The 1,576-nt window shown below is 69.6% G+C and carries 1 protein-coding gene; it reads left to right on the forward strand.

Going from position 1 to position 1,576, the window contains the following annotated elements; genetic code table 11:
- The first annotated feature begins 140 nt into the window (after positions 1-140).
- A complete protein-coding gene (locus VGN50_RS07220; RefSeq protein ID WP_327444046.1) occupies positions 141-1,247 on the forward strand; it encodes a hypothetical protein in 1,107 nt (368 codons plus the stop codon).
- Positions 1,248-1,576 lie beyond the last annotated feature (329 nt).

Genomic DNA, 1,576 nt, shown 5'->3' on the forward strand with positions numbered 1-1,576 from the left:
GGGGGACGCGTGCCCTCTTTGCCAAACCCTGAACAACTTTGGGGCGTTCGCGACTTTTGTGGCCATAACCGGCTCCGAGATGGCTCGTTGGCCCAGTGGGTGGCCACGCCGGTCCCCCTCCCCCGAACGAAGGGCCCCTCGTGATCTCCGACAAGTCCAGAACCACGATGTTCCCGCGGGCCGGCCGCGCCCTGGCTGTCCTCGGCGCCGTCGCTCTGGCCGCGGCACTCGTGCCGACCGCCGCCCAGGCCTCAGGTCTGGGTGCCCCTGACTCCTCAGACGTCCTCAGCCACCCCTACCGGCACGGCGTCGTGCCGACTACCACGGCCGCTGTGCCCAATCTGGGCCTGAACAACCTGCGCTATGGCGGAGGGACCAGCGGTGTCGGCGTGACCACCGGCGCCCCCAAGGTCTACCTCGTGTTCTGGGGCTCGCAGTGGGGGACGCAGGGCTCCGACGCGAAGGGCAACGCCACCTTCACCGGTGACCCGCAGAACACGGCGCCGATCTTGCAAGGCTTCTTCAAGGGCTTGGGCACGAGCGGAGAGTCGTGGTCAGGTGTCATGACGCAGTACTGCGAGGGCGTGGCGTCGGGGAGCACGAGCTGCCCCAGCGGATCCACGCATGTCGGGTACCCCACCGGTGGGGCGCTGGCCGGCGTGTGGGCGGACCCCTCCGCGGCCGCCCCGGCGCAGGCGACCGGGAACCAGATCGGCGCCGAGGCAGTCAAGGCCGCAGGCCACTTCGGCAACACCACGGCTGCCTCCAACCGCAACGTCCAGTACGTCGTGCTCTCGCCCACGGGCACTCACCCCGACGGGTTCAACACGACGACGTCGCAGTTCTGCGCTTGGCATGACTACACCGGTGACACCAGCCTGTCCGGCGGAGCGCCGAGCTCGCCGTACGGCGCGCTGGCCTTCACCAACGAGCCGTACGTCACCGACATGGGCTCGAGCTGTGGCTCGAACTTCGTCAACGCCGGCTCCGGCGGAGTCACCGATGGGGTGACGATCGTGGAGGGCCACGAGTACGCCGAGACGATCACCGACCAGTTCCCCGCCGGCGGTTGGACCGACCTGACCGGCTACGAGAACGGTGACAAGTGCGCGTGGATCTCCTCTGGTCAGGGCGCGTCGCAGAACATCACGCTCAGCACCGGGAGCTACCCGGTGCAGTCGACCTGGGCCAACGACTTCAACGGCGGCCAGGGCGGGTGCGAGGTCACCCACCCCACGGTCAGCTGACTCGGCTGGTCCTCACGAGCAGATCCCGTGCCCCGCGCAGCCTGCTGCGCGGGGCACGGCCGTGAGCGCGACGTCGACTCCGACGGCGCTCGCGCCGCAGGTCCCACAGGTAGTGGTCGAAGTCGACCTCCATGGGGTGCCGCGCCCAGGCATGGAACTGCCGCTTGTTCCTGGCGTGGTCGACGACCACTGGGCGCGTAGCTCGCCCGGAGCCGGGGCGGCATACCGGCTCGCGAGGACGTCCGCGACCCAGGCGCCCTGAGCCTCGCCCACCCAGGGCCCCGTCGAGATTTCGACGAGCGGTCCGGCGCGAGTCGCGATATAACGAC

It is taken from the genome of Pedococcus sp., assembly GCF_036000045.1.
GTDB lineage: Bacteria > Actinomycetota > Actinomycetes > Actinomycetales > Dermatophilaceae > Pedococcus.